The sequence below is a fragment of the Halorussus rarus genome, from assembly GCF_003369835.1.
Lineage (GTDB): Archaea > Halobacteriota > Halobacteria > Halobacteriales > Haladaptataceae > Halorussus > Halorussus rarus.
The window spans coordinates 239,117-263,540 of the sequence record NZ_QPMJ01000004.1; the positions used below are offsets into that span (position 1 = coordinate 239,117).

Sequence of the window (24,424 nt, forward strand, 5' to 3'; positions counted from 1 at the left end):
CCCAACCTCGCCGCAACTCACTCCAGGTAGCCCATGTCCTCAAGTCGGCGCTCGACGCCCTCGTCGGTCGTCGCCGTCTCTCGTCGGGGGTCGTACGGCGGGTAGGACGCGACGCCGGCCGGCGAGACGACGTCGAGAGCCTCGCCGTCCATCCGCTCGCTCGCCGGCACGCCGAACGTCGCCAGCACCGTCGGGCAGACGTCGAAGAGGTGCGGCCGGTCGAGCGTGTCCTCGCGGTCGACGGCCGCGCCGCGGGCCGCGAAGATGCCGTCGCGCTTGTGGTTCCACCTCCCCGACAGTCCCGCGAAGACGTCGCCGCCGACCGCCACCGACAGCAGGTTCTCGAAGTCGGCCGGCACCGTCACGACGTCGGGGCCCCGCTCGACGTGCGGGCCTTCGAAGTACTCCTCGCGAGGCGCGACGCGCTCGAACACCGGCTCGCCGTCCGGGGTCGTGGCCGACGACAGCAGGCCGACGAGCTCCTCGCGGACCGCCTCGTACTCCTCGCGGGGGACCGTTCCGTTCGGTTCGCGCCCCTCGACGTTCAGCCGGACGCCGCACTCGCTGCGGGTCCGGGCGTAGGCGACCGAGTTCGGAAAGTCCACGCTCGCCTCGGTGGTGGCGACCACCTCCTCGGGGACTATTTGGCCCAGGACGCGGTTCAGCCCCACCTTCCGCAGCAGGGGAACGACCCGCTGGGGCGTCACGTCGTACCGCGCCAAGAGGCCGGCGGCGCGGGTCGCCAGCGCGGTCACAGCGTCCGTCGCGGCCGCGCCGGGTAATGAACCGCCGTCGGCTCCGTCCGAACCTCCGAGGGTCGACTTCCAGCGCGGTCGGCCGACGCCGCCGGTCGTCGTCTCGGTCCAGCCCTCTCGACGGAGGAACTCGTTGACCCGGAACTCGTAGCCGGCGTACGGGCCCGTGCCGTGGTCGCTCACCAGGAACACGTTCTCCGGGTCCCACCGGTCGAGCAGCCGGTCGATCTGGTCGTCGACGCAGGAGTAGACCGCGTCGAGCGCCTCCCAGTCGCCGGGTCGGGCGTGAATGATGGAGTCGGTCTGCTGGAACTCCACGAAGCCGAACGCGGGGTCGACCCGGCCGGCCAGCAGGTCGAACGCCGCGCGCCGGCTCCGGACCGCGTCGAGCCGACGGTCGAGGTCGGTCCCCTCGGCCCCGGTGACGTCCTCCTGAGGGTAGACCTCGTACTCGCCGAGTTCGTCGCGGAGCTCCTCTAGGATGCCGTCGGGATGGCACGTCGGCTCGGCCGGTGCCATGTACCCCGGCACGAGCGCGCCGTCGAACGACGTGGACGGGTGGGTGGCGGGCACGTTGACGACGACGCTCGACCGGTCGCGGCGGTCGAGCACCTCCCACAGCGACGGCTCCCGGACGCTGGTCGCGTTCGCGAGGTCCCACTCGTAGCCGTCGTAGGTCAGGAAGTCGAAGACCCCGTGCTTGCCCGGATTCGTTCCGGTGTACAGCGAGGGCCACGCGCTCGGGGTCCACGGCGGAACCTGGGAGACCAGGGGCGCGCGGACGCCCTCGGTCGCTATCGACCGGACGGTCGGCGCGCTCCCGCGCTCGAACAGCCGGTCGAGCACGCCCCAGCTCGCCCCGTCCAGCCCGATCAAGAGGGTGCGCATACCGACCGGCCACGCCGTCCACCTACATATTCGGTTCCCCCGACGCGCTGACCGGACCGGCGACAAGAGTGATTACTGTCGGCGCCGCAGAGTCATCCGAATCGGGAGACCGCCCGGTCCCCGCCGAGGTCCCCGATCCGATAACTATGCCAGAGCCGCTGTCACCGTTCGAGCAGTCCCGCGTGGTAGAGTCGGCCGCCGCCTCGACAGACGACGGTCTGTTCGACGTCGAGCGCCGGGTGGTCGAATCGCACTTCACCGACCGCGACGCAGCGGTGCTGGACCTGGGCTGCGGGACCGGCAGGACGACCGCCGCGCTCGACCGGCTGGGGTTCGACGTCGTGGGCGTCGACGTCAGCGAACCGATGATACGACGCGCCCGGTCGCTGTTCCCGGCTATCGACTTCAGGACCGGCGACGCTGCGGACCTGTCGTTCGCCGACGAGCGCTTCGAGTACGTCCTGTTCTCGTTCAACGGCCTCGACTACGTCCGGCCCGAGGGCGACAGGTACGTCGCGCTCCGGGAGATCCACCGCGTGCTCAGGCCCGGCGGGACGTTCGCCTTCAGTTCGCACAACCCGTTCTACGTCCTCCCGGCCGACCCGACGAGCCCGTACGGCTACTACCTCGTGGCCCGGTTCTGGCTCCGGAACCTCCGCGACGGGACCGCGACTGCGGCGTACAAAACCGACGTGCTCGGCGACAGGACGCTCGACACCTACTTCATCTCGCCGCGGGGCCAGCGCCGCCAGCTCTCGCGCTGCGGGTTCCGCGTCTGCGAGGTGGTCGCGAAGGAGAGCGCACCTTCGGTCTGGCTCGACCCGTGGCCCTACTACGTCGCGGAGCGACCCGGCTCGTGACGGGGTGCCGGCTCGACCGCGTCTCGCGTCGCGAAAAGGGCTTAGGCCCGTAATTTATGTAACCGACCGTCGTACCTGTTCGCGGCATCTGCTCGGATCAAACGAAAGACATCGGACAACTCTACATGAGTGAGAAAACCGTCCAGATTTACCGAAGCATCGACGACGTCAACGAGAATCAGTGGAACACCCTGGTCGACCAGTCCGAGCGGGGGAGCGTCTTCCACAGGACCGGGTGGCTCCGGGCCGTCGAGCGGGGACTCGGCCGGCCTGCGCGCCACCTCGTGGTGAAGAAGGGCGGCAACCCGATAAGCGTCTTCCCGAACTTCCTCGTGGACGTCGGCGTCTCGGACGTCGTGCCGATGTCGCCCGACGGCCTCGGGCTGCAGCGGCTCGCCTCCAGCGACCCGGGGTTCGGCGGTCCGCTGTTCGTCGGCGACGAGGCGGCGAACTTCGAGGTGGCCTTCGACTCCGCCGAGAAGCTGCTGGCCGCGACCGACGCCGTCCACCACCTGCTGAAGCCCTCCGACGCGGACTTCGCGCGCTACACCACGCACCTCGCCGATCGGGGGTACCGGCCGACCGTCCGGAGCTGTCGGTTCGTCATCGACCTCCGGCAGGGGTGGGACGCGGTCGAGGCCGGGATGGACCGGTCGAAGCGGTCGAACCTCGACAGCGCCCGCGAGAACGCGATGACCGTCGAGAACGCGCCGCTCGACGGGTCGGTACTGTCGTCGTTCTACGACACCTACCGAGCGGCGATGGAGCGGATCGACGGGACGACCTACCCCTTCGAGTTCTTCGAGTCGCTGGCCGACGGCTTCGCCGACCGCGTGGAGCTGTTCGCGGCGCGGATCGACGGCGAGTTCGCGGGCGGCCAGCTCTACCTGGTCGACGACGACCGATCGACCGTCCACGAGTTCTTCCGGGGCATCGACGCCGACTACTTCGAGTACAACCCGACCGAACTGCTCGGCGAACGCGCCATGAAGTGGGCCATCGAGCGGGGGTACGACGAGTACGACCTCGGCAGCACGACCCCGGACTTCACCGACGGCTCGTTCACCTACAAGGACGAGCTCGGCGCCGAGATACGACCCATCCTCCTCTGGGAGCGCGGCGGCTCGGCGGTCAGGTGGCACGCCTACCGGGCCGGTCGGTGGCTGCTCCGGAACCGCGACGGAAAGAAGAAGTAGCGATGCGGTTCGGGACGCGGGTTACTCGTCGATACCTAACTCCTCTTCGAGCAGCGCGACGTTGCGCTCGTTGGCCTTCCACACCGCGTCGATGACGGTCCCGAGCACCGGCACCGAGCCGACGACCGCGTCGACACCGACGTTGAACAGCATCTTGAGCAGGGTGTCCCGCGAGGCCCCCATCTGGGCGCCCTCGGCCACGATGTACAGCGAGATGGCCGCCGACACCGCGTCGCCGCCCACCGGCAGGATGCCGAGGATGGGGTCGAGCCCGATCTTGTAGTTGATCACCGGGAGCTCGATGGCCTCGTCGAGCAGTCGCGCGACCGTGCGGACGCGCTCCATCGCGGGCGGTTCGTCCTCGACCGAGACCTCGATCGGCTGGCCGCGTTCGTCGGATCCGGAGTCCATAATTGCATCGAGTCGGTCCGAACCGAAAGGTCTGCTGGCCCGTGGCCGGCCGACGGCTGCCCGACATACTCATGCCCGTGGAGCCGTCACCTCCACGTACACGGTGGGGAAATGACCACGCTCAAGCTGACACGTACGGAGCCGACTGAGTCGTCGGTGCGCTACGAGTTCGACTACCCGGAGGCGCTCAGCGGGTTCTTCCTCGACACGACGTTCGAGGCGGAGTACGGCGTCGACGTCGGCGACGTCCCCGAGAGCGTCCTCGCGATTCCGTGGGTGGCGAACGTCTGCCCGCTCGCGTGGGCGACCGGGGTCGACGTCGAACTCCCGCGGCTCGACGACCGGTTCCACGAGTCGCTGACCGCCGTCCGGCGGAACCTGCGGGAGATGTACCCCCAGGTCGTCCAGGGGAGCGAGGTGCGATGCCGTGAACTGGTCGACAACGACCCGGACGCCGGGACCGCTCGGAACAGCGCCGTGCTGTTCAGCGGCGGCATCGACGCGCTCCACACCTATCGCCGACACCGGGACGAGGACCCGACGCTCGTCAGCATCCACGGCTTCGACGTGGACCTCGACGACGGGACCGCGTGGCGCGACAAGAAGGAGCGGGTCGACGCGTTCGCCCGGAAGCGCGGCCTCGACTCGGTCTCCATGCGGACGAACATGATGTCGTTCCTGGAGGACTTCATGCTCAACGCCCACTTCCGGCGATTCCTCCAGAGCGACTGGTACGACGCGGTCCAGCAGGGGCTCGGAATCACGGGGCTCTGCGCGCCGCTGGCGTACGCGGAGGGATTCGACACCATCTACATGGCCGACGGCGCCTCCGAGACCTACGACATCAAGGTCGGGAACCACCCGCGCGTCGTCGACAACATCGCGTGGAGCGGGACCGCGGTGCGCAGCGACGGGTACGAGTTCACCCGCCAGGAGAAGATCGAGCAGATGGCCGGGTTCCTCGAAGACGAGGACATCTCCCCGCACACCTGCCTCAAGTCCGGGGCGGGCAACTGTAGCGAGTGCGAGAAGTGCCTGCGGACCGCGTTCGGGCTGGTGCTCGCCGGATTCGACCCCAACCGACACGGCTACGACGTCGACGGGGACAGCTTCGAGTACGCCCGCGACAGGCTCGTCGCCGGCGACTGGCACCTCGGGCCGGCGAAGGCGGTCATGTGGCGGGACCTCCGGGATCACGCCCGACTGGACCTCGACGAGCGACTCGACGCGGACGCGTCCTACTACTCCGACGCTCGCGCGTTCTTCGAGTGGCTGGCCGAGGTCGACGTCGACCGATTCGAGGACCCGACGAACACGTCCGGGTTCCGGGCGTACAAGCTCACCCGGCAGCTCCCGGCCTCGCCGCTGGTCCACTCGGTCCGCAGGCAGGTGCTGGACGTGATCTGGTAGGTCGGTCCGCCCGCGTGCTTCCGCCGACAGTCGGCAAAACGTTCTCAGTTCGGTCTCTACTGTCCCGTGAGGTCGCGTGCACGTTCCCGCTCGGCCACCAGCTCGGGGTCGTCTGCGTCGTACAGTTCCCCGTTCAGCATCTTCTCTTTCTCGTTGTTCATGCGTGTCGTTGATTCGGCGGCCGAGTTATACTCTCCGCACTCCCTGAAGCGATCAAGGGCAGAACGTCCGCTTCGGTCGCGCCTCGCCGCGGGTCAGAGGCTCAGCGCGGCCGCCAGCTCCGACTTGAGCGAGCTGACCGGCCCCGAGAGCCGCCGGCCGAGCCTGTAGGCGGGCCACTTCAGCGGCGAGACGCCGCGCTCCCACGCCAGCGCCGGCATCGGGCGCGCGCCGAACTGCTCCTTGAACCGGAACACGCCGTCCCGGAAGTCCAGGTCGGTCCCGCCGAAGTTGTACGTGTCGTAGCCGTGCTCCTGACCCCACTTGATGGCGTGCTCGTGGAGCAGTTCCGAGGGGTTGTACTCGAAGTGCTCCTCGGTGATGGCCGACGACTCGTAGTGGAGGGTCGAGCGCTCGTCGTCGAGCGTGAGCAGTATCGTGCCGCGGTCGCCGCCGTCGGCCCGGAGCGTCAGCAGCTTCAGCCGGTCGTCGAAATCGGCGAGTTCGAGCCAGAACCGGCGGGGCGTCTTCCTGCCGCCGACCCGGTCCATCACCGACGAGAACCCCTCGTAGAACTCGGCCATCGTCTCCTCGGTCACCTCCCGGTCGACGATCTCGTACTCCCGGTCGTTGGCCCGCCTGATGGCCTGCCGGCGCGACTTGTCCATCCCGGCGAGGATCTCCTCCCAGTCCCGGCCGATGTCGAGCGTGAAGTCGCCGTAGATCAGCCGCTGGCGGTAGCCGTGCTCGCGGAACAGCTCGTGGTAGCGGCTGAACTCCGGTCCGGAGGTCTGGACCTGGTTCGAGATGACGTCGTCGTCGCAGACCGCGGGCACCGCGTCGAGCAGCGCGTCGATCACCGCCTCCTCGTCGGTCATCGCGATCGGGCCCGCGGGGCCGGGCTTGGGCGACGAGAGGTGCTTGACCGGCAGCCCGTCGCTCTCCGTCACGAAGTTCGGGAAGAGGCCGACCGGGTTGCCCTTCTTCTCGACGACCAGGTGGCGCGGCTCGTACCTGGTCCCCCGTTCGATCGCGCGCTGCCAGCCGTACCGGTGGTACACTCTTCCCACCGCCGCGTTCTCGACGACCTGGTTCCACTGGTTCCGGTTCACGGACTCGATGGTGTCGACTCCGCGAACGTCTAGAGACATCCGACTCGTTCCCCCTGATTACCTGCCTCTGACGGCGGGCGCGGGGAAAAGTGGTTCGGCGGTCCCGGTAACGCACCGCACGCCCGCGGTCGCCGCGGAACGCCGTCGCGCCCGGGAGGTGCGCGAACTGGCAGGTAGCTTCATTACGAAGCGCGCGGATACGTCACCCATGGGGGAGACGCGGAACGGTCGCGGAGCGGCGTTGGTACCGAGCGGCGCGCGCGAACCGCCGGGGTACCAGTGCCTGCGGTCGCTGGGCCGGGCGGGCGTCCACACGATCTACGGGAAGAAGTACGACAGCGACACGATACCGGCGTCGCGCTACTGCGACGAGGCCGTCTCGCTCCCGGATCCCGACGAGGACATCCTCGCCTACCGCGACCGACTGGTCGAGATCGCGCGCCGGCCGGACGTGCGGACCATCGTTCCGACGAACGAGTACGACGCCTACGTCCTCTCGAAGTTCGACGACGCGTTCGCGGGCGAGGTGTCGCTGCCGGTGCCGCCGTTCGAGTCGCTGCGCACCGTCCACGACCGGATCCAGCTCGCGGCGGCGGCCGAGGCGGCGGGCGTGCCGGTGCCCGAGACCCGGACGTTCGACCAGGTCGACGACTGGGACCGGGAGCTGATAATCAAGTCGCGGTACAACCTGCTCGCGCACGACTACGACGAGTCGTGTCCGCGAGACGAGGTCGAGATCGTCAAGGACGTGACTTACCTCGAACCCGGCGAGGTTCCCGACCGCGAGGCGGTCGTCGACCGGATGTGCCACGTCCCCATCGTCCAGGAGTGCGTGCAACGGGCGGGCGAGTACATGGTGGGCGCGCTCTACGACCACGGCGAACCGGTCGCCACGCTCCAGATACGCCAGATCCGCGAGGACTCGTACATGGGCGGCGGCGGGGTCTACCGCAAGTCGATGTACGACCCGGAGCTCGAACGGGTGGCCCGCGACCTGCTCGACGAACTCGACTGGCACGGGCTGGCCTGTATCGAGTACATGGAGGACGAGGAGACCGGCGAGTACAAGCTCGCCGAGATCAACCCCCGGATGTGGCAGTCGCTCGTGCCGGCGGTCCGGGCGGGCGTGGACTTCCCGTACTACTACTGGCTGCTGGCGACGGGCCGGCGCGACCGCATCGAGCCCGAGCCCCGGGCCGGGGTCGGCAGCCACCTGATACGCGGCGAGGTCAACCACCTCCAGAGCATCGTCGAGGCCGAGTCCGACAGGGTCGAGCGGCCGAACCTCTACGCGACGGTCGGCGAGATGGTCGTCTCGACCGTGCTCGACCCGCGGTTCGACACGCTCCGGTTCGACGATCCGCGGCCGTTCGCCGAGGGGGTCCTGTCGGGGCTCCGCCACCGGATGAAGTCGTAGCGACCGACTCCGCTCCGGACCGAATACGTATATGCGAGACGCACGTTCGACGTTCCATGGCGCCGCATCGACCGCATCAACTTCCGGGGAGGCAGACTCGCCGTTCGACCGCAAGACCCGGTCCTCGTTCGACGGACCAGCGCGACCGACGGGGGCCGGAGGTGTGACCGCCCGTGGCTGACCGACTCCTCCCGTCCGCGGACGGCGTGCTGTTCGCGGTGCTGTGGGCGGGTATGGCGGGGTTCGTCGTCCTCCACAGCGTTACGCTGTTCGAGAGCACGGGCGAGCGCGCCGTCTCGCTTATCCGACTCGCGTGGTTCCTCGGACTCGGCGTCGTCGTCATCGCGGGTGCCTACGCCGTTGTTCGTGGCGATCTGACGGGGACCGATGCGTAGGCACGCCCGTCGCTGACGTCGGTGAACCGTCGGCTGTGGCGCTCGTTTCACAACTGCCGCGTGGTGTGCGGCCTCAACGAGGTGGTTACTGGAGTCGGTTGAGCGTCCGCTTCGTCCACCGCGCGGCCTGGTACGTCGGCGGTCCGCCGACCGACGGCAGGAAGTGCTTGAAGAACTTGGGTTCGACCGGATACAGTCTCACCGCACGCTTCAGGAACGGTCGGCCCTCCCACACCCGATCGGCCATGACCAGTTCCTTCCCGACCCGGTAGGCGGTCCACGCGCGCATCTTCCGCTCGAACACCGGGCCGAACTCGGCGGCGAGCGACCCGTACTTCTCGACGAAGAGAGGGTACGACTCGTCCTTCACTGCGTCCAGGTCGTCGGTGAGCCTGTCGCCGGAGTGTCTCGTGTACCGGAGTAGCGGTTCGGGCACGGCACCGAACCGGCAGTGGCGCGACAGGCGGACGTACCACTCCAGGTCCTGCCAACTCGGAAATCGCTCGTCGAATCCGCCGGTCGCTTCGACCACGTCCGCGTCGACCATCACGGCTGAACAGGAACCGACGACGTTCCGGCAGAGCAGCGTCTTGGTCAGCGCGGACCGCTTCCGGGGCATGTCGAACCTGGTCTTCTGCTGTATCTTGTTCCCCTCGTCGTCGACGACTTTGGACCCGGAGGTCACCAGTCCGACGTCGTCCTCACGGAACCGTTCGACGTGGCGGGCCACCTTCTCGGGTTCCCACCGGTCGTCGTCATCCAGCAGCGCGATGTAGTCGCCGGTCGCCTCCCGCATCCCCGTGTTCCTGGCGGCGGCGCCGCCCCTGTTCTCGTCGTGGCGGAGGACCTCGAACTTATCGAAGTGTCGGGCGTAGTCGTCGTCCAGTTGGTCCGCGACGGGTACCTCGGAGCAGTCGTCGACGACGACGAGTTCGATCGGGTCATAGGTCTGGTCGGCGACGGTTTCGATCGCGTCGGCCAGACGGTGAGCTCGGTTATATGTGGGTATGACAACGCTGACTACCGGACTCTGAGACGCCCCCATCATCTCGACGATATCACGGTCGGCAAGATAAACGTAGTGGCTTTCAGGCGGCTTCACTCGGCGGATACGAAGGGAAACCGGGCGAGTGGAAGCTGTTCCATCAGTTCGTCCACTTCGCTCCGGTCGACGGCGCCGGTCGCGTAAGTGACCGCCGCGAACGCAAGAAAGCCCGCTGGCGGGACAACCACCAGCGAGAGGAGGTCCGACCGGATGGCGTCGGCGAGGAGGAATATCACCGCCGCCGACGGGACCGCAGTCAGCGCTACGCGACCGAGTCGGAGATCGCCCGCCGGGTCGAACCCGATCTGTCGGGCGCTCCAGATGTGCAGCAACACCATCGACCCGTACCCGACGCTGGTCGCGACGGCCGCCCCGATCATGCCGTACTGGGGTATCAGCACGAGGTTCAGCACGACGTTCAGCGTCGCTGCGACCCCCGTCGCGTAGATGAGGACGCGAAGTGACCCCTCGCCCTGGCCGATTGCGAAGATGGGCCGCGAGACCGCGAAACCGATCGCGCCGGGCAGCAGCACCAGCAGCGGTCCGACCGCGGGCGCGAACTCGTCGCCGAAGTACAGCGGGACGACGACGTCCGCGAGCGACGCCAGCCCGGTGGCGAGCAGGAGCGCGAACAGCAGGCAGTACCGCGTCGTCCGCGAGGCGAGTTCCGTAATGCGCTCGTGCCGGTCGTTCGACCAGAGTTGGGAGGTCGAGTGCAGCAGCACCATCTGGAGCGACCGGGGAGCGAACCACATGAACTCCGCCATGACGAGCGCGGCCTTGTAGTAGCCCGTCCTGGTGCTGCCGACGAACGTCTTGAGCAACAGCACGTCGGTATGGTACAGCGACGCCATCAGGAAGGTCAGGACGATGCTCAGCGAGTTGAACGAGAGGAGCTCGCGCCGCGGGAACTCCTCCTGGATGGGCGACATCACCGAGCCCAGCGAAATCTTCCGGTGGACGAGCATGAAGCCCCCGGCGGCGACCACCACCGTCGCCACGAACCGACCCAGCAACATCCCGTCGACGGCGTACCCGGCGGCAGCGAGCGAGAGCCCGATGCTCAGCAGGAGGACGAGCCGGAACAGTCGGATGGACTCGGAGAACTCCTCGTACCGGAACCCCATTAGCGCCCCGCGGCTGACCGCCCACACCTGCTTCGCGACGATGATGCCGGCCGCGATGTAGAAGTACGACTCGAACACCGGGCCGAACACCATCTGGACGATTCCGAAGTACGCGAGGGCGGCGAGCAGCAACGCGGCGGCGACGGCCGTGGCCATTCCGACCCGCAGGTAGAAGACGAACACGTCGCTCCGCCAGCCGGGAACGTCTCGGTCCTCGGCGATGTACTTCCGGATGCCGTCGAAGATGCCGGCGTTGACGAGGATCCAGATGACGCTGAGTGTCGAGAGCATGACCGCATAGTCGCCGTAGTCCGAGGTGCCGAGCACGCGGACGACGATGGGCGTGCTCACCATCCCCACCACCAGCCAACCGACTCGCCCCCCGAAGATCGAGAGGAAGCCACTCAGGATGCTACGTCCCATCTCTCCTGCTTGTAACTTCCGTCTGAGGCATAGAAGTACCGGCTAGCCCGTCGTTGTCGACCGTTGCCGACCGACTACTCCCGCCCGCGGTCCGCATCGTTCGGAGTATCATGGGCTTTCAGACCCGCCGCCGAAACGCTTCCCTGACCGTATTGTACGCGTACCGGACGGCCGGGCACGGGTCCGAGGTGTCGAGATAGTCGAACCGGGGGTACCGCACGAACGAGGTCAGCACCGACGCCAGCGCCTCGGGCATCGACGGCCGGTCGACGAGGGGCACGTCCTCCCGGAGCACGCTTAGCAGGTAGGATACCTCTCCCATCAGGAGGTGGCCGCCAATGCCCACCTCGTAGCCGGGGTCGACCAGATCGCTGCGGCCGGTCGCGACTAGCCAGTAGTAGAGCGGGAAGTCGGCTCCGGCCTGGACCGCGAACGGCACTGACGACCAGAACCGGGGGTTGATCTCCATCAGCTTGAACTCCCCCGTGGTCGGGTCGCGCTTGAACTCCACGTCGGCGGGGCCGTGCCACTCGAGTTCGTCGAGCAGCGCCAGTCCTGCAGCTTCGAGGGCCGGTTCGTCGACGGACTTCCGGAACGAACTGGTGCCACCGCTGTAGTGGAAGCCCCGAATCTGGCGGTGCTGGAACGTCGCCAGCGCCTCGCCCGAGTCGTACATCGCGCAGAAGCTGTACTCGTCGGTGTCGGGCATGTACTCCTGGATCAGCGGCACGTGGCCCGCAGCGTCGCACAGCGCCTCGACGTTCGGGCGCCTCCCCGGCGGGAGGTAGCTCGTCGCGGGCGGCTGGCGCAGGCCCTCGACGGGTTCGTCGCCGTTGTTCCTGACCGGCTTCGCCTCGGGCGCCGCCGTCGACTCCCGGAAGGCGTCGGCGAGTATCGTGTATCGCCCCTTGACGATGCTCGGCCGGGACCAGTCGTCGCAGTCGGTGAGCAGTTCCGTCTCGGGTATCGCGACGCCGATATCGGCCGCGACGTCGAACAACGCCATACGGTCCTGGACCCGGCACAGCGTCTCGAAATCGGGAAACGGTGTGGCGATGTGCTCGGCGAACTCGTCCCTGTACCGGGAGAGGACGTAGACGTCCTCCTCCCGGAAGGGGAGAATCGTCTGCACGTCGTCGCGGGCGGCGAGGTCCAGCAGTGCGTCCTTGTACGCGACGGCGCTCCGGCACGGCGACGGGACGCGCACCGCCTCGTCGCAGTACCGCGAACAGAACACCTCGGGCGACTCCCGCTCGGAGACGGCGACGGTGTGGACGCCGCGCCTGTGGAGCGACCGGAGCGCGACGAAGGAACTGGGAACGTCGACCGCGCTGACGACGACTGACTTCATTCTTCCTGACGTAGTGGGGTGCGTTGTCTTTGTTATTCAGCCGTTTCGGCGGTTAAGACCGGGTTTCGACGCCGCCCCGGCGCGTCAGGCACGGTAGATGCCGACCGACCAGTGATCGGGACCGAACAGCCAGTCGCCGAATCCGACGTTGCCGTCGACCGCGCAGAGCCAGCCCTCGCCCGTGTACCAGGGGTCGACGTGGTGCATCCGACCGGAGTTCCAGCCGAGCGGTCCGCCGGTGCCCTCGAGAATCGGCGACTCGGGGCGCTCGCGGTCGGCGTACGCCTCGGGCGTGAGCGTCTCGACATCGTAGGCCCGGACCTTGTCGCCGTACTGGGCCGCACAGTCCTGGAAGAAGACCAGGATGCGGTCGTCACCGACGATGGGGCGGCCCCCGGGGCGCGCGCCCTCGGGACGGCCGGAGACCACCGGATTCTCGCGGTGAGGCGTCCACTCGTCGGCGAGCAGGTCGTCGGCGTAGTACGCGCAGAGCTCGTACCGACCGTCGTCGCTGCCCAGAAGCGCCCACCACCGGTCGTCCCACCGGAAGACGACGCAGTCGGCGAGCTGGCGGCCCGGGTCGACGATGGTCGACACCGGAGCCCAGCCGTCGGGCAGCGAGTCGGTCCGGAAGAGTCGAATCGACGCCGGGTCCTTGCGGTCCCAGCGATCGGGAACCATGTAGTAGTCGCCAGCCCACTCGAACACGTACGGGAACGCCAGGTGGACCTCGTCGCGGAGCACCACGCGGTCGTAGGTCCACGACCGACCGGCGTCGCTGGTCGCGTGGCCGACGACGCCGGTCGGTCGCCGGTCGCGGTTGAACACCTCGAAGAAGAGGTGCCAGACCCCGTCGGCGGCGAACAGGAAGGGGTCGGCCACGAACTCCGCGTCGCCGTAATCGTCGACGTCGGCCGCCGTCAGCACGGGGTTGTCGGCAGCCTCGTCGGGCCGGGGCCGGAACGGTCGGCGGCCGTCGTCCGCTGTGAGGTGGCCTGGCCGGATCGCCTTTTCGCCGGCAGGCGGCAGCGTCTCGAATCGTCCGTTCCGAGCCGCGCCGAGTCGGTCCGCGAGGTCGCGGTGGACGAATTCGCCGACGGCCCACGACGCCCGCCGCACCGGCCGGGGCCTACCCGGCATCGGCCTCGCTCCGTGCTCTCTCGTTCCAACCGCCCGCGGCGTCCGCCCGGATCCCGGTGTTCGACCAGGTCCCCGCGGTCCCCGACACCGCTGTTGTCGTGTGTTCCCCCATACATCTTCGGACGACGTACCGTCCCAAAAAAGATGTGTCCGGCATCATATCTGTCGACCCACCGGTCGGCTAACCGCCGCGGGGCAGCGGTCGCGTGCGACTCGACACCGCCGACTCGTTGGCGTACTCGACGTTCCGGACGATGTACGCGTTCAGCGTTCCGTCGTCGTAGACGTGCGCGAACGTCGGGTCGGTCCCGAGTCGTCTGAAGTCGCCCGGCGTGTGCCGCCAGTACTCCCGGTAGGCCGGGTAGAACCGCGGATTCTTGATGCGGCTCAGACGGGTGGTCACGAGGTACCGGCGGTCGGGGTCCGCCTCCGGCGGCATGTCCTCCGCGGTGACGTTGGTGTAATTGAAGTGCATCGGCGCGGGCGGCGCTCGCCACCGTATGGTCCCTTCCGGGTCGCTCTTGCCCTTCTGGAGGGTGTACATCCGGTACTGTTCGACGCCCAACTGGTCGATGATGAGCGACTGGTTCCAGTGGTTGAACACCCACTGCATCCCTTGGACCTCGGCCTCCGTTATCTGGTTGTTCTCCTCGTTGTCGAGGGGCGACCCGTACAGGCCGAACACCGAGAAGAACGCGAACACGAAGAACGAGACGAAGACGATTGGACGCAGGTAGCGCGTGAGGGTCTCGGAGTCGAGGCGGCCGAACAGCGTGTAGAGGCCGCTCCCGATGAGGATGATCGCGGCAAACCTCGCGTACCGGATGATCCGGTTGAACCCGAGGGTCACGTCCACGAAGAACGCGACGACGCCGCCGAAGCTGAACACCACGAACGTCCCGCCGAGGAACGCCTCGATGGGGTCGAATTGGCGCCGCCCCCGAACGACGAGGTAGGCGTAGTAGCACAGGAACACCCCGCCCATGCTGATGATGGCGCCGACGAACCCGTACGTGTAGATGCCGACGAGGGCGACGTCGGCCAATTCGGGCGACGTCCGTCCGAACACGCCCGCGATATGCCCGAACGTTGAGGAGCCCTCCGACATCCCGACGAGGGTGTAGACGATGAGCAGCGTGCTGCCGATGATGGACTCGAAGGAGTAGTACCACGAGAAGAACAGCACGAACGCGATGGATGCAGCGACGACCGACGTCGTCTCGTTGGTCGGTACGTTCACGGAGAATCGCCGACCGCCCAGCAGGGCCAGTTTCAGCAGGACGAGCATCCCGGTGAAGAACACCGTCACCGCCGGGTGGTAGAACGCCACCGCGACGACCGACACCACCAGCGGCAGCCGATATCGGTACAGCGACCGCCCGCGGTACCCCCGGAACACCAGGAAGAACAGGAACGGGACGAGCATGAACGCGAACACGCCCGGGTGGAACTGGACCTGGCTGTAGCCCAGCACCAGCAGCGAGGAGAACGGCAGCACGAACGCCACCTTCCGGAAGTCCGCGAACAGGACGTTCAGCAACGCGTATGTCGAGACGATGTAGAATATCGACATCACCGGCGGCAGGACGTTCACGACCTTCTGGGGTTCGATGCCGGTCACGTAGCTGAACGTCGACGCGAGCAGGTGGATGTTGGGGTAGTAGTTGCTCCGGGGGACGTGTTGGAGGTCGATTATCTGCCGTATCATCCCGATGAACGTGATGATGTCGCCGCGGGCGTAGAGGTGGTACCGGAGCGCCGGGATGACGAGGATGACCAGATTGGCCGCGAGCACGATGAGCAGTCCGTACTTCCAGAACCGACGGCGGTCGTCGTCGTGACGGCTCCCGAAGATGACCAGTTGGCCGACGAAGATGGCGAAGAGCAGCAGGAGCCAGAACGCCGGGGTGTACGCGTCGTACACCGTTATCTCGTAGTCGCCTGCCGCCGGGTTCATGGCGACGAACAGGAGCGCCGTCGCTACCGACGCCGCACCCACAGCCGAGAGAGATTTCAACTTCGTGGCTTGATTCACACCCGACCCCCGCGCATCGCCTCCTAGTCCAATCGCCTCGGTAATGGTTCTTCTGGGGCACCGTGAGCCCTGATACCACCGAACGCGGAGGGTCGACCGACGGTAGCCCGCTACTCGTGCGGTAAACGTGACATTCGTGCCGGAAGAACTGTCACCACGCCGTCCGGGAGAACGGGCGGGCGGTCAAGTACGCCCGACGGGAGGCGTGTCACTCGCGGAAGAAGGGGTGGATTCGCTTCGCCATAAGGTTCGCCGAACCCCGGATAAGGCGAGCCGACCGTCCGGGTAACCCGTCGTTAGGCCGCTACGTCTTTGGCGGTCGCTCTCGATATCACCAACACATGACGCCGGTCGCCATCGCGCTCCTCGCCGTCCTCGCGGTTTCAGTGTTCCTCATCGCGTACGCGTACTTCCTGTATCCCGCCGCGCTCTGGACCGCGACCCGGTTCGTCTCGTCGTCGCGACCGACGCTCGATACCGACGACGCCGACCTGCCGACCGTCTCGCTGGTCGTCGCGGCGTACAACGAGGAGGACGTCATCGCCGAGAAGGTAGAGAACAGCCTCGAACTCGACTACCCCGAGGAGAAGCTCGAAATCGTCGTCTTCTCCGACGCCTCCAGCGACCGGACAGACGACATCGTCCGGTCGTACGCCGACGAGGGGGTCCGGCTCGAACGCATCGAGGGCCGGGTCGGCAAGACCGAGTGCCAGAACCAGGTCGCCGAGATGGTCGACGGCGACGTCCTGGTGTTCTCGGACGCCAACTGCATGTACGAACCCGACGCCATCCGGCGGCTGCTCGCCCGGTTCGACGACGGCGTGGGCTGCGTCGTCGGCGAGCTCCGCCACACCCGGACCGAGGACGACGTCGAGGGCGAGTCGCTCTACTGGCGGTACACCCGGCTCGTCAAGCGGCTGGAGACGAAGCTGGGGTCGGTCGTCAAGGGCAACGGCGCCATCTACGCGGTCCGGAACGAGGACTACGTCCCGCTGCCGGCCGACGCGATGAGCGACTTCGGGGAACCGCTCGCCGTCCGGGAGAACGGCCGGACGGTCAAGTACGCCCACGACGCGGTGGCCCGCGAGCGGACCGCCGGGTCGGTCGAGGCCGAGCAGTCCCGCAAGACCCGGATGGCGACGCGGTCGTGGCACACGATGGCCCAGCACCTCGGCCTCCTCAATCCGCTGCGATACGGCTGGTTCTCGCTGAAGGTGTTCAGCGACACCGTGCTCTGGTGGAGCACGCCGTTCCTGAGCGCGACCGCGTTCCTGAGCGCGACCGCGCTGTTCGCGCTGACCGGCAGCCTGCTGGCCGGCGCTGTCGCGGCGGGCCACCTCGCGCTCATCGCGTTCGGCGCGCTGGGCTACTACCTCGACCGCCGCACGAGTTCGGTGCCGTTCCTCTTCCACGTCCCGCACTACTTCCTCGTGGGCCACTACAGCCTGGTCGTCGGCGTCTGGAACTTCCTCCGCGGGGAGAACATCGTGACGTGGAACACGATGAACGACTGACGCCGCGGGGGCATCGTTCTGGCGGCGCATCACTCGACCGGCCGTCATCTTGGGACGACCGCGATCCTGTAGCTCCGTGAATCAGTGGCCCCGCGGTCCGGCGCGGAGGGGAGTCGGTGGCGGCTACCTCACAGGCTCACAGCGTGATGTTCCTGGTCGTCTTCGTCGCGTGTCCGTCGCCGTCCTTCGCGCGAACGGTCACGTCGAGATCGCTGCCGACGGGGAACTGGAAGAGGTCCCACCCGGATGCGCCCGAACCCTTCACGTCGGTAACCGAGAAGTTCATGTCGAGGTCGTTCTCCACGACTGAAACCTCGACCGTGTCGAGGTTGCCGTCGGGGTCCGAGACCGACCAGTTGACTGAGAACATCCGGTTGTCGCCCAGCGTCTCGCTCTTCGAGATCTTGACGTTGTCCACCGCCGGTCCGGCGGTGAGTTCGTCGACGCTCACTTCGCGGTCGCCGTACCGGATCGTCCACTTCGACTCGTCGATGCCCGTGAGCGACGTGACCGTCCCGTCGACGAGGTAGGAGTCCCCGTAGCCGTTTCCGGTCGCGCCCGAGACCGTCATCGTCCCGTCGCCGTTGTCCGTGATGTTGTCGTTGTTTCGCTCCGCGGACATGTCGCCCGCGTTCAGCTGTTTGCTGACGTTCCCGTCGACGGTGAACTGATACTGGGTCGTCGACATGTTCTGCCCCGAGACGAGTTCGAGGACAGTCCCGTCGGGCTGCGAGTCGGTCGGGCTCGTGGTCGAACTCGACGCGGAGATGTCGGGCCTGTGCGTCCGGCTGAGCGCCCACCGATCCACGAAGATAGCCTGGTCCTTCGGGGAGGGAGCGTTCCCGCCGAATCGGACGTCGAACGTGTAGTTGACGCCGATCGAGAGGTCCTCTGTGAAGCGCATTCCGGACTTGTCGACCGCGAGCTGGTCGTCGACCCACATCTTCAACTCGCCGTCGCTGTTGGCGCTCCCGCCGCTCGTCGAGTTCAGCTTGATGTACTGGTGAATCTTCACCCACTCGCCGCGCGGGACTGTCTTGGCGTGGAAGTAGTCGCCGTACTGCCCGTCCATGTCCATGTGATAGCAGTAGTAGCCGACGCCGACGCCGCCGCTCCGCTCGGTGAACCCGCCGCGGGCCGACCAGCCGTTCTCGCCGGTCGACGGGTCGCCGCCCTTGCCGCCACCGGGTTCGGTGTTGCAGGGACCGGGGAGCTTCGAGACGTTGCCGTCCGCCTGGAAGTCGGAGGAGAACCGGACCCAGTAACTCGCGTACAGTTCGGTGACCTGGGAGTTGACGTCGCCAGCCTTGACCGGGTCGTAGGTGGTGGAAATGCCGTAGTGGCTGCCCTCGGGGAGGTCGAGGCGCAGTGCGGGGGTATCGAACTTGCTCGGGTCGGAGACGAGGGTCTCGTGCTCGCCCTGCCGCCACGTGCTCGTGAAGTTGTTCTCGTAGTCTTTCGTCGCGAAGTTCTCGTACAGGAGCAGATCCTGGGGGGAGGGAGCGGCACTCGCGGTGCCGGCAGCGCTCGCCCCGGCTACGGACGCCGCTGCCGCACCGGCCAGCCGGAGGTAGCCGCGCCGGTCGAGTAGAGAGGTCTCTTCGTCGCGTTCGCGTGCCGTCGTGTCGCGTGCCATGCGTTTTTCAATGCTCTCTCTACATACTATAAGTGTTCTGGTCGAGGTTCAATACCTCGTTACCGCAACAGATGCAGGCGGTAATGGCCGATTACTCGGCCGTCGTCGTCTCGGAACCCGGCGGGACGACCTTGTGGACGCTGCCGCCGGACCACGATCCGCTCCCTAGGACGTAGAGTTCACCGTCAGGGTCGCGGCCGAATCCGAAGCACCGGTTGTCGAGATACTCGCGGTCCTCTTCGGCGATCTGGACGACTCCTTTCGGCCAGGGCCCCTCGCCGTCCTGCGGTCGCGCGACGAACAGTTCGCCCTGCGCGTTCCAGTCGCCGAACAGGTAGACGCCCTCCATCTCGGGCATCGCCGACCCGCGGTACACCTCGCCGCCGATTACCGAGATTCCACTGACGCCCTCGCCCTCGCCCTCGTGGGGGTACTCAATCACCGGGTCGATGAGGGGTTCGCCGCCCCGGACGTCGTCGGGCGTGCTGTCCGGACACTCGTCGGCCCTAAAGCAGTGGGTCGCCTCCTTGACGTTCCAGCCGTAGTTGCCGCCCTTCTCGATCACGTCGACCTCCTCGTACCGGCTCTCGCCCACGTCACCGGCGATGAGGGTCTCGCCGTCGAACGCCATCCGGAACGGATTCCGGAGCCCCCACGCCCAGTGCTCGTCGAGCCCCTCCTCGCCGACCAGCGGGTTGTCGTCGGGAATCGCGTACCCCTTGTCGCCTTCCTGGTCGTCGACGTCGATGCGCAGGATGCTCCCGAGCAGGTTCTCGGTGACGTCCTGGCCGTTGCCGCCCTCCACCTCGTCGTACCAGTCCGACGCCGCGCCCAGCCCCTGGTCGTCGCCGCTCGTCCCGTCGCCGACGGCGACGTAGAGGTAGCCGTCCGGGCCGAATTCGATCGCGCCGGCGTTGTGGTGGCCGTCGGGTTCGGGTATCTCGAGGATGGTCCGCTCGGTGTCGCGGTCGACCGAGCGGCCGTCGTCGCTGACCTCGAACTCCGAGAGGACGAACGTGTGATTGTAGTCGTCGGGCGTTCCCTCCCGGGGCGGCGCGCTGTACCGGACGAACATCCGACGGTTCTCGGCGAACTCCGGGTGGAGCGCCAAGCCGAGCAGCCCGCTTTCGTTGCCGACGACGACGGTGTCGGTCATGTCGAGGAAGGTCTCGTCGGGGACGCCGTCCGGTCCGTGTATCTGGACGAAGCCCTTCTGGTCGGCGATGTACCGCAGGTCGGCGTCGGGGGCGAACGCGATCTCCAGCGGGGTGTTGAAGGCCCCGCTGAGCGGTTCGAGCCCGATGGTGTCCGGGAGGTCGGCGTCCGACGCTCCGCCGGTAGTCGTGTCACTGTCGGTCGTTGTCTGACCGGAGGACCGTCTCGACGAACCGGCACAGCCTGCGAGCCCGACTGCCGCTCCGCTCCCCACGATTCTCAGCAGATCCCGTCGGCTCGGGGTCGATGCCATAACCGCAATACTACGGTGAATACCTAAGAGTTCCGTTCGGTTTCGAGTCACCTCCGCATGCCGAAATGTCGGCCGAGCGCGTCGGGTCGAGTCACTCGCCTCGAACGCGGACGGGAGGACGGTCGAGGAGTTCGTCGAGGACCGGGTCGTACGCCTCGAACAGCGAGTCCCACGAGTACTGTCGGCCGAGTTCTCGCCCGTTCGACGACAGCGACTCGCGCAGTTCATTGGACTCCGCCAGCGTCTCGATGGCGTCGGCGAACTCGTCCCACGAGTCGCGTATCAGCGCCGTCTCGCCGTCCGTCAGCGGGAGCCCCTGGGCTCCGACGTCGGTCGTGACCACGGGGAGTCCCGCCGCGAGATAATCGAGCATCTTCAGTTTCGTCCCGGAGCCGAGCGTGAGCGGGCAGATCGCTACGTCGGCGGCCGCGAGCGCGCCCGCGAGGTCCTCGACGTACCCCGGCGCGTGGACGTTGTCGCGAGCCGCGTCCGGCGGGTCGCGCCCGACCAGGAGGAACTCCACGTCGGGCAGCGCCGGCGCCAGTTCGTCGCGGACGACGTCGCCCGCCACCTCGTTGGGGTCGTAATCGAACGCGCCGACGAAGAGACAGACGGTCGCGTCGTCGGGAATCCGGAACTGCTTGCGAATGCGGTCGGGGTCGCCGCCCGCGTCGATCGTCTCGAAGTCGGTGCCGTTCGGGATGGTCTTGACGACGGTGTCGTCGGGCAACCGGAACCCCTCGGCGTCGTCCGGCGACTGGAACACCACCGCGTCGGCGGCGTCGATGCCCCACTGCTCGAAGCGCCGGAGGTTCTCGACCGCCCGTCGCCGGACGACCCCCGGAATCGGCCGGAGCCCGAGCTGCTGGTCGACGAGGTCGTACATCGCGTTGTGCTTGTTGAGGAGCAGTCGGGCGTCGTAGCGGTCCGCGAGCCGGACGCCGGCCCGGAGCATCTGGGGGTTCTCGCAGCAGATCACGTCGAACTCCCGGTCGAGCCGCTCGCACCGCCGGACGGTCCGCTCGGCCTGGAACCGGTCGTATCGGTTGTCGGCGTCCGCGGCGAACGAGGCGTACCAGGCGTAGATGCGCGTCAGCTTGCGGTCCAGGAACGGGTTGTCCGTATCGACGGCCCGGACTCCCGGATGGTCGACGTCTGCGTCGTCGGGGTGGACGAGCGCGACCGACCCGAACTCCGCCAGCTTCTTGGCGGTCTCCCAGATCCGGACCTCCTCGCCGTTCGACGGCGGGTGGAGGTCGCCCCGGTGGAGCTGAAGGATATCTACGTCACCGGCCATCGCGGTCACCTCCCGTACCTGGCCCAGGTTCCCCGCGGGCGGTCTGCTCGGACTGGACGTCCGCGTCTGCCGCACCGGACGCCGCCTCGCAGTCGACGGCACGTACCCCCTCGTCGACGATGCACCGGACCGCATCGTAGAGCCGGGACGCGACCGCTTCGGGGTCGTTCTCGGCCTCCACCTGCCGCCGGGCGTTCCGGCCGAGGCGATCGCGCTCGGCCGGGTCGTCGAGCAGTGACGATACGGTCTCCCAGACATCGGCCGGGTCGGCTGGGTCGACGAACATTCCGGACGTCCCGTCGTCGATCTGCTCGGCGATGCCGTACGCCGGGTTCGTAACGATAGGTAGCTCGGCCGCCTTGGCCTCCAGGATGACGTTGGGGTAGCCGTCGATGTACGAAACGTACAGGAACACGTCCGCGGTCCGGTAGAGCCCCGCGACGTCCTCCACGAATCCGGGCGCGCGGATCCGGTCCCGGACGTCGCCCGCCAGGGCGTCGAGGTCCTCCAGGAGTCGCTTGTGGTACCGCCCGTCGCCGGCGATGACGTACGTCAGGTTCTCGCGCCGGCGTAGCATCGGGACTGCGGCGTCGAGCAGTTCGCTGACGCCCTCGTACTTCCCGCGGAAGTTCAGGTTCGTGACGGTCAGCAGCCGTCGTTCCGATCCGTCCGCGGGGATGTCCCCGACCCCAGAGACGGCGTCCGAGTCGGAGTCGACGGTGGACGCGGCCGCCGTATCGGAATCCGCCTCCGAGTCCGCGTCCGCCGGCGGGGCGTACTCGTCCACCGAGACAGGGTTCGGGACCGAGATCACGCGGTCGGCCGGACAGCCGGTCTGCCGGCGGACGACGTCGTCGAGCGCGGCCGACACCGGGACGAAGCCGTCGGCCCCGCGGAAGATCGCCCGGGTCAGCAGCGCGAACGGAAGGTGGGCCGCGAGCGAGTGCCACTCGCCGTTTTCTACCTGCTCGCGGGCGGTCTCGCGGTGCTGCCGGAAGATGTCGCCGTTCTGCCTAATCAGCACCGGCACGCCGTGGTACCGGCCGAGCAGCGATCCGACGGTCCCGATCAGCCCCGACCCGTTGTAGACCAGGACCGCGTCGGCGTCCCGGCACTCAATGCGCCGGCTGGCGCGTCGCAGGGCCGAGAGGTAGGCACGGGGTCCCTCGTCCGGGTCGACCGCTACCAGCGAGGCGCGTTCGTCCAGCGCTTCGAAGGGGTCGCGCATCTCGTCGACGCGCATGTCGACCAGGCCGAGGACGTGGAACGAGTCCCCGTTAGGCGTCACCTGTCGCTCGTCGGCTGTCGTGCGCATCTGGTCGGCCCTCATTCGTTCGACCCTCGCTCGTGGAGCCGCTCCATGTGGGTCTTCACCGAGTGGAGGATGACGCTGGTGAACGAGAGCAGCGAGCCGAGGAACGTGCCGAAGATGCAGAGCAGTACCAGCCCGACCGGGAGCGTCCCGCTCTCGACGTAGTTCAGGACCGCCCAGTAACCGACGCCGACCCCGCCCGCCACGATGGCGACGCCGGGGATGCCGAAGAACGTGAGCGGGTGGTCGTGCTCGACGGTGTTCAGAATATTCCGAACGAGCGAGAGGCCGTGGACCAGCGGGTTCTGGGTGCTGGTGTCCTCTCCCTCGTACCGGATGGTCGTCCCCACTTCGTTGATATCGTACCCCTGGTTGCGGGCGTGGTAGAGGATGTCGGTACTGGCGCTCATTCCCTCGCCGAGCGTGTCGTCGGCCGCCAGGCTCCGGATGGCCTCCCGGTCGAACGCCCGGAATCCGCTCTGGGTGTCCGACACCCACGAGCCGCGGGAGGTGCTCCCCAGCGTGAGGTTCGTCAGGACGTTGATGACCAGCAGGCCGAGCCGGCGGTACCTGGGGACGGTGCCGGAGTCGCCGTGAAAGCGGCTGCCGACCACCACGTTCGCCCCGCTCTCGCGCTGCTCGCCCACCAGGTCGGGGATGTCGTCGGGGTCGTGCTGACCGTCGCCGTCGAGGATGACGAGCGAGTCGACGTTGCGCCTGTCGGCCTCGGCGAACGCCGTCTGGAGCGCCGCGCCGTAGCCCCGATTCGTCTCGTGGCAGACGGTCGTCGCGCCGGCTCGCTCGGCCGCCGCGACGGTGTCGTCGTCGCTGCCGTCGTCGACGACCACGACCTCGTCGACGTGGCGGCGAACCCGCGAGACGACCTCGCCCACGGTCGACCCCTCGTTGTAGGCGGGGATCGCGGCCAGCACCTCGACGTCGAGCCGGTTCGGGCCGTCGAGTTCGGGCGCCGGAATCCCGAACCCGTCGGTCCGGGCCGCCGCCTCCTCGCACCGGGAGAAGTCGACGCGCCCGGCGTCGGCCTCGACGTGCAGCAGCCCCGGAAAGCCGAGCGCTCTCGAGATGCGCTCGACCGAGTCCCGCACCGCGTCCGCGTCGGCGGAGTCCATCTCCACCACGAACCCCCCGAGCTGCTCGGCGAGGGGTTCGGCCAGCGAATCGCCGGACTCCGAGAGGGCGACGAAGGTGACGAACCCGCGGCGGTTCGCCCGCAGGATCGTGCGGGCGATGGCGCCCAGGTCGTGTTCCGAGGCGACGATGCTTATCGCCGGGAGCCGTTTCTGCTCCGTCGAGATCTCCCTCGGATGGTGTCTTTCTTTCGTGTCCTCATTCATACTCCCCATCGACGTAGACTTGGGAGAGGCTGATTAATAGTTAGAAGCCGCGTATCAGCCATAAACAGCCGATGGGGAACGAAACGGTCCGGTACGGACCGGGTTTCCGTGCCGATAA

General features: G+C 67.6%; 20 protein-coding genes and 1 pseudogene. 6 read left to right on the plus strand and 15 right to left on the minus strand.

From position 1 onward, the window contains the following. Positions 1-17: 17 nt before the first annotated feature. Positions 18-1,643: an alkaline phosphatase family protein gene (locus DVR07_RS19800; RefSeq protein WP_115799044.1), complete on the minus strand. Its 1,626-nt coding sequence runs from the start codon at positions 1,641-1,643 to the stop codon at positions 18-20. A 182-nt stretch (positions 1,644-1,825) separates the two neighbouring features. Here DVR07_RS19800 and DVR07_RS19805 point away from each other — a divergent pair, with 182 nt between their 5' ends. After that, on the plus strand, positions 1,826-2,503 hold the full coding sequence (locus tag DVR07_RS19805) for a class I SAM-dependent methyltransferase (RefSeq protein ID WP_205254578.1): 678 nt from the start codon (positions 1,826-1,828) through the stop codon (positions 2,501-2,503). 125 nt (positions 2,504-2,628) lie between these two features. Beyond that, positions 2,629-3,699, plus strand: a complete 1,071-nt coding sequence (locus DVR07_RS19810) for a GNAT family N-acetyltransferase (RefSeq protein WP_115799046.1) — start codon at positions 2,629-2,631, stop codon at positions 3,697-3,699. A gap of 21 nt (positions 3,700-3,720) precedes the next feature. Here DVR07_RS19810 and DVR07_RS19815 read toward each other — a convergent pair whose 3' ends face one another. Then, positions 3,721-4,110 carry a DUF4112 domain-containing protein gene (locus DVR07_RS19815; RefSeq protein ID WP_115799047.1) on the minus strand — a complete coding sequence of 130 codons (390 nt, stop codon included), beginning with the start codon at positions 4,108-4,110 and terminating at the stop codon, positions 3,721-3,723. A gap of 111 nt (positions 4,111-4,221) precedes the next feature. Between DVR07_RS19815 and DVR07_RS19820 the strand changes: the two genes are divergently transcribed. Continuing rightward, positions 4,222-5,520, plus strand: coding sequence for a hypothetical protein (locus DVR07_RS19820; RefSeq protein WP_115799048.1), 1,299 nt, complete (start codon positions 4,222-4,224; stop codon positions 5,518-5,520). Between the two features lie 65 nt (positions 5,521-5,585). On the opposite strand, the pseudogene DVR07_RS19825 reads toward DVR07_RS19820, so the two are convergent. Next, a pseudogene (locus DVR07_RS19825) lies at positions 5,586-5,681 on the minus strand (maltose acetyltransferase domain-containing protein); the annotation flags it as partial. A 93-nt stretch (positions 5,682-5,774) separates the two neighbouring features. Beyond that, positions 5,775-6,830, minus strand: coding sequence for a lipid II:glycine glycyltransferase FemX (locus DVR07_RS19830; protein ID WP_115799049.1), 1,056 nt, complete (start codon positions 6,828-6,830; stop codon positions 5,775-5,777). A 169-nt stretch (positions 6,831-6,999) separates the two neighbouring features. On the opposite strand from DVR07_RS19830, the gene DVR07_RS19835 reads away from it, so the two are divergent. Both DVR07_RS19835 and DVR07_RS19840 read left to right on the plus strand, forming a co-directional pair. Then, a complete protein-coding gene (locus DVR07_RS19835; RefSeq protein ID WP_115799050.1) occupies positions 7,000-8,208 on the plus strand; it encodes a carboxylate--amine ligase in 1,209 nt (402 codons plus the stop codon). 173 nt (positions 8,209-8,381) lie between these two features. Beyond that, a complete protein-coding gene (locus DVR07_RS19840) occupies positions 8,382-8,603 on the plus strand; it encodes a hypothetical protein (protein ID WP_115799051.1) in 222 nt (73 codons plus the stop codon). Between the two features lie 85 nt (positions 8,604-8,688). On the opposite strand, the gene DVR07_RS19845 is transcribed toward DVR07_RS19840, so the two are convergent. From DVR07_RS19845 to DVR07_RS19865, 6 genes are all read right to left on the minus strand, one after another. Then, positions 8,689-9,651 (minus strand): glycosyltransferase family 2 protein, encoded by a 963-nt coding sequence (locus DVR07_RS19845; RefSeq protein WP_115799052.1) that lies wholly within the window; start codon positions 9,649-9,651, stop codon positions 8,689-8,691. Positions 9,652-9,701: 50 nt separating this feature from the next. Continuing rightward, positions 9,702-11,198, minus strand: coding sequence for an oligosaccharide flippase family protein (locus DVR07_RS19850; RefSeq protein WP_115799053.1), 1,497 nt, complete (start codon positions 11,196-11,198; stop codon positions 9,702-9,704). A 118-nt stretch (positions 11,199-11,316) separates the two neighbouring features. Continuing rightward, positions 11,317-12,549: a carboxylate--amine ligase gene (locus DVR07_RS19855; protein WP_115799054.1), complete on the minus strand. Its 1,233-nt coding sequence runs from the start codon at positions 12,547-12,549 to the stop codon at positions 11,317-11,319. Between the two features lie 84 nt (positions 12,550-12,633). Then, entirely contained in the window at positions 12,634-13,689 is a 1,056-nt protein-coding gene (locus tag DVR07_RS19860; protein ID WP_162829644.1) for a glucosamine inositolphosphorylceramide transferase family protein, read from the minus strand. Beyond that, positions 13,679-13,801 carry a hypothetical protein gene (locus tag DVR07_RS22565; protein ID WP_255457658.1) on the minus strand — a complete coding sequence of 41 codons (123 nt, stop codon included), beginning with the start codon at positions 13,799-13,801 and terminating at the stop codon, positions 13,679-13,681. The genes DVR07_RS19860 and DVR07_RS22565 overlap by 11 nt, the downstream gene beginning before the upstream one ends. Before the next feature lie 69 nt (positions 13,802-13,870). Further along, a complete protein-coding gene (locus DVR07_RS19865) occupies positions 13,871-15,724 on the minus strand; it encodes a hypothetical protein (RefSeq protein WP_162829645.1) in 1,854 nt (617 codons plus the stop codon). Between the two features lie 341 nt (positions 15,725-16,065). Here DVR07_RS19865 and DVR07_RS19870 point away from each other — a divergent pair, with 341 nt between their 5' ends. After that, on the plus strand, positions 16,066-17,238 hold the full coding sequence (locus DVR07_RS19870; protein WP_115799057.1) for a glycosyltransferase family 2 protein: 1,173 nt from the start codon (positions 16,066-16,068) through the stop codon (positions 17,236-17,238). 136 nt (positions 17,239-17,374) lie between these two features. On the opposite strand, the gene DVR07_RS19875 is transcribed toward DVR07_RS19870, so the two are convergent. From DVR07_RS19875 to DVR07_RS19895, 5 genes are all read right to left on the minus strand, one after another. Then, a complete protein-coding gene (locus DVR07_RS19875) occupies positions 17,375-18,874 on the minus strand; it encodes a polysaccharide lyase (RefSeq protein ID WP_115799058.1) in 1,500 nt (499 codons plus the stop codon). A 91-nt stretch (positions 18,875-18,965) separates the two neighbouring features. After that, positions 18,966-20,342, minus strand: a complete 1,377-nt coding sequence (locus DVR07_RS19880) for a PQQ-dependent sugar dehydrogenase (protein WP_115799059.1) — start codon at positions 20,340-20,342, stop codon at positions 18,966-18,968. Positions 20,343-20,433: 91 nt separating this feature from the next. Further along, positions 20,434-21,639: a glycosyltransferase family 4 protein gene (locus DVR07_RS19885; protein ID WP_162829646.1), complete on the minus strand. Its 1,206-nt coding sequence runs from the start codon at positions 21,637-21,639 to the stop codon at positions 20,434-20,436. Beyond that, a complete protein-coding gene (locus DVR07_RS19890; RefSeq protein ID WP_162829647.1) occupies positions 21,629-22,969 on the minus strand; it encodes a glycosyltransferase family 4 protein in 1,341 nt (446 codons plus the stop codon). The genes DVR07_RS19885 and DVR07_RS19890 overlap by 11 nt, the downstream gene beginning before the upstream one ends. Next, a complete protein-coding gene (locus tag DVR07_RS19895) occupies positions 22,966-24,315 on the minus strand; it encodes a glycosyltransferase family 2 protein (protein ID WP_115799062.1) in 1,350 nt (449 codons plus the stop codon). Before DVR07_RS19895 ends, DVR07_RS19890 begins: the two co-directional genes overlap by 4 nt. Positions 24,316-24,424: the final 109 nt, after the last annotated feature.

What these genes read in the sequence shown, in the direction of transcription:
- DVR07_RS19800 (WP_115799044.1), bottom strand. Translation starts at nt 1,643, where the DNA reads ATGCGCACCCTCTTGATCGGGCTGGACGGGGCGAGCTGGGGCGTGCTC.
- DVR07_RS19810 (WP_115799046.1), top strand. Translation starts at nt 2,629, where the DNA reads ATGAGTGAGAAAACCGTCCAGATTTACCGAAGCATCGACGACGTCAAC.
- DVR07_RS19815 (WP_115799047.1), bottom strand. Translation starts at nt 4,110, where the DNA reads ATGGACTCCGGATCCGACGAACGCGGCCAGCCGATCGAGGTCTCGGTC.
- DVR07_RS19820 (WP_115799048.1), top strand. Translation starts at nt 4,222, where the DNA reads ATGACCACGCTCAAGCTGACACGTACGGAGCCGACTGAGTCGTCGGTG.
- DVR07_RS19830 (WP_115799049.1), bottom strand. Translation starts at nt 6,830, where the DNA reads ATGTCTCTAGACGTTCGCGGAGTCGACACCATCGAGTCCGTGAACCGG.
- DVR07_RS19835 (WP_115799050.1), top strand. Translation starts at nt 7,000, where the DNA reads ATGGGGGAGACGCGGAACGGTCGCGGAGCGGCGTTGGTACCGAGCGGC.
- DVR07_RS19845 (WP_115799052.1), bottom strand. Translation starts at nt 9,651, where the DNA reads ATGATGGGGGCGTCTCAGAGTCCGGTAGTCAGCGTTGTCATACCCACA.
- DVR07_RS19850 (WP_115799053.1), bottom strand. Translation starts at nt 11,198, where the DNA reads ATGGGACGTAGCATCCTGAGTGGCTTCCTCTCGATCTTCGGGGGGCGA.
- DVR07_RS19855 (WP_115799054.1), bottom strand. Translation starts at nt 12,549, where the DNA reads ATGAAGTCAGTCGTCGTCAGCGCGGTCGACGTTCCCAGTTCCTTCGTC.
- DVR07_RS19860 (WP_162829644.1), bottom strand. Translation starts at nt 13,689, where the DNA reads ATGCCGGGTAGGCCCCGGCCGGTGCGGCGGGCGTCGTGGGCCGTCGGC.
- DVR07_RS22565 (WP_255457658.1), bottom strand. Translation starts at nt 13,801, where the DNA reads ATGGGGGAACACACGACAACAGCGGTGTCGGGGACCGCGGGGACCTGG.
- DVR07_RS19870 (WP_115799057.1), top strand. Translation starts at nt 16,066, where the DNA reads ATGACGCCGGTCGCCATCGCGCTCCTCGCCGTCCTCGCGGTTTCAGTG.
- DVR07_RS19875 (WP_115799058.1), bottom strand. Translation starts at nt 18,874, where the DNA reads ATGGCACGCGACACGACGGCACGCGAACGCGACGAAGAGACCTCTCTA.
- DVR07_RS19880 (WP_115799059.1), bottom strand. Translation starts at nt 20,342, where the DNA reads ATGGCATCGACCCCGAGCCGACGGGATCTGCTGAGAATCGTGGGGAGC.
- DVR07_RS19885 (WP_162829646.1), bottom strand. Translation starts at nt 21,639, where the DNA reads ATGGCCGGTGACGTAGATATCCTTCAGCTCCACCGGGGCGACCTCCAC.
- DVR07_RS19890 (WP_162829647.1), bottom strand. Translation starts at nt 22,969, where the DNA reads ATGAGGGCCGACCAGATGCGCACGACAGCCGACGAGCGACAGGTGACG.
- DVR07_RS19895 (WP_115799062.1), bottom strand. Translation starts at nt 24,315, where the DNA reads ATGGGGAGTATGAATGAGGACACGAAAGAAAGACACCATCCGAGGGAG.